Below are 2,684 nucleotides of genomic sequence, written 5' to 3'. Positions count from 1 at the left end.
GCTGACGACTACCGGTTGACGACTACCGCTTCACGGGCGTGTGCTTCCAAACGAGGCGTGCCCCAGTGGCGGGATCGAGTCCTGACACGAGGGTGCTTTCGAGGGCCGGCGTGCTCACGGTCACGGCACGTCCGAGTTCGGCATGGAATCGTGCAGTGGCGAGATCGGTAACGGCTGCGATGTCACGCACACTGCTGTAAATGCGCAGTGGTCCGGTGGGCGCAAGATTGAGTTGCGTCCAGGTGGCCGAGCGGTCGACGATGAGCATGGGCGCTCCACTGCCGCTCGCCGGCGCAGCGTAGCCCATGTCTCCACCAGTCACGAAGCTCCGTGCCTTGGTGGCGCGCGGAATGACCCACGCTTCGGCCGCGCCGTTCGCTGCGGGCACGGGGACCACATTGAACGGCCGGGCGCGCTTCTTCCACGCGGGCGACACCAGCACGGAGACATCGCGCGCCAGTTTGGCTGCACGCAGAATACCTGCAGTATCCACGGCCTCCGTGTACTTCGGTCGCGCGCCATCGAGGCGAATCATCTGCAGCCGGCGCGCGCTGGTGAAGGCACTGTCCACGTCGTACACGCCTCCCACCGGTACCCCGTCGGCGGTGCGCTGGCAGACGATGGCGCGCGGGGCGCGGGCGGCGGGTCCGAAGGCGCCCTCGGCGCGCAGGCGCGCCACGGTCGGCGTGCACTGCAGCCAGAAGCTGATGGTCCGGGCGCGCGCATCATCGGCGACGAACGCGTCGCGCAGCGCCGCCGGGAGACCGTCGGTGGCGGCCGCGGGGGCGGTATCGGCCGGGGCCATGCGCACCGGCTGCGCGTCAGGCGCCGGCGTGGGGGTGCCGGTGCTGCAGGCAGCGAGCCCCGCGCTGAAGCCGATAACAACGAGGATGCGGCGTGACGACATGACGGGACTCGCGAGAAATGGGAGCGACGGACTCTGGACCGGACACGCACGGAGACGTCGGTCGCATCAATCTTCGGAATATTGCCACCGGACCCCACTCCGCGCGCAATTAGATTGCCAGTATGTCGTCATCACGCCCAGCCACCGTGGAGCTGTACAAGCAGTTCACCTTCGAAGCCGCGCACCGCTTGCCGAACGTGCCCGACGGGCACAAGTGCGCCCGTTTGCACGGCCATTCGTTCGGAGTAGAACTGCGTGTGGCCGGACCGCTCGACCCCGCGATGGGATGGGTCATGGACTTCGCCGATATCAAGGCGGCGTTTTCACCCATCTACGACCAGCTCGACCACCACTATCTGAACGACATCCCCGGATTGGAGAACCCGACCAGTGAGGTGCTGGCGGTGTGGATCTGGGATCGGATGAAGCCGCTGATCCCGCAGCTGTCGGCGGTGGTGGTGCGGGAAACCTGTACCTCCGGGTGTGAATACCGGGGCTCTTCCGGCTCATAGGTCGAGGTGTCTACCGGCGTGGACACCCCTTACCTGATCGCCGATTCTCATTATCGTTGAAGAGTAATGAGAACCTCTTATCGTTCCTCGGCGCGTTCGGGATGGTCGCGCGCGGTCGTGGTGGCCCTCATGGGACTGCTCGCGACGGCGCGCGCGACGCCCGCGCAGGAGACCCACGGGTCGCTCCGCCATGTGCATGGCGTGGTGGAGTCGGGGGAATCCGGTCGTGCCGTGCGCGATGCCGAGGTGGTGGCGGTCTGGACGATTCGGGTGGCCGACCGGGCGGTGGAGAAGTCCGCCCGGCAACGCACTGACGGCAACGGTCGATTCGATCTGCGGGATCTGCCGGCGCAGCCGGTGACGCTGCGGGTGCGGGCGCTGGGGTTCGCGCCCTGGCTGCGCGATCTCGATCTGCGAACGAGTGACCGACTGGTCACGGTGCACCTCGACGTGGCCACCGCTGTGCTGCAGGAGGTGGCCGTGCGCGCGGATACGGCCGCCGATCAGCTGGCGCGCGTGGCTGCGGTGAGCACCCTCGATGCGCAGGCGCTTGCGGCGACGCGCGGGCAGACGCTTGGCGAGACGATCAAGAACCTGCCCGGCGTGGCGGTGATCCAGTTCGGGCCGAGCATCGCCAAGCCGGTGATTCGTGGTCTCAACTCGCAGCGCGTGCTGGTCATGAATGGCGGGCTGCGACAGGAAGATCAGCAGTGGGGCACCGAACACGCGCCCAATATCGACAGTTTCGATGCCGATGCGGTGACCGTGGTGCGTGGAGCGGCGACGGTGTTGTACGGTGCCGACGCGCTGGGCGGCGTGGTGCGGGTGGAGCATGCGGCACTGCCGGACACGGGTGGCCTGCACGGCAACGTGGCGCTCAACACCTTCTCGAACAGCCGGCAGGGGGCGCTGTCGATTGGTGTGCAGGGCGCTGACCTCTCGCTGCCGAAGATCGGTGCGACGGGCTATCGCCTGCGCCTCACGTCGCGCGTGGCGGGCAACGGTGCGGCGCCCGACTACTATCTCACCAACACCGGATTTCGTGAGCTCAACGGCAGTCTCGCGCTTGGCGTGACGCGCGATTGGGGGCGCACGGAAGTCTCGCTGTCGCGCTTCGGCACGGAGCTGGGCGTGCTGCGTCAGGCGCATGTGGGCAACGCCGACGATCTCGCGCGGGCCATGCGCGGTGTGCCGGCCGACTCCTCGTTCAGTTACGACATCGGCCGCCCGAATCAGCGCGTGTCGCACACGACGCTGCGCGTGCG

The 2,684-nt window shown here is 67.7% G+C and carries 3 protein-coding genes; 2 read left to right on the top strand and 1 reads right to left on the bottom strand.

The genetic code is table 11. The features are described 5' to 3' along the window. Positions 1–22: 22 nt before the first annotated feature. A complete protein-coding gene (locus tag ACIQ6O_RS16075) occupies positions 23–907 on the bottom strand; it encodes a hypothetical protein (protein WP_396208784.1) in 885 nt (294 codons plus the stop codon). Positions 908–1,029: 122 nt separating this feature from the next. Here ACIQ6O_RS16075 and queD point away from each other — a divergent pair, with 122 nt between their 5' ends. Both queD and ACIQ6O_RS16065 read left to right on the top strand, forming a co-directional pair. Beyond that, positions 1,030–1,419 carry a 6-carboxytetrahydropterin synthase QueD gene (queD, locus tag ACIQ6O_RS16070; protein WP_396208783.1) on the top strand — a complete coding sequence of 130 codons (390 nt, stop codon included), beginning with the start codon at positions 1,030–1,032 and terminating at the stop codon, positions 1,417–1,419. A 66-nt stretch (positions 1,420–1,485) separates the two neighbouring features. After that, positions 1,486–2,684, top strand: a 1,199-nt coding sequence (locus tag ACIQ6O_RS16065) for a TonB-dependent receptor plug domain-containing protein (protein WP_396208782.1), incomplete at its 3' end; no start/stop codon positions are given.

It is taken from the genome of Gemmatimonas sp., assembly GCF_044345575.1.
Lineage (GTDB): Bacteria > Gemmatimonadota > Gemmatimonadetes > Gemmatimonadales > Gemmatimonadaceae > Gemmatimonas.
The sequence above is the reverse complement of the archived record's forward strand: the minus strand, read 5'-3'. Positions and strand labels throughout refer to the sequence as shown.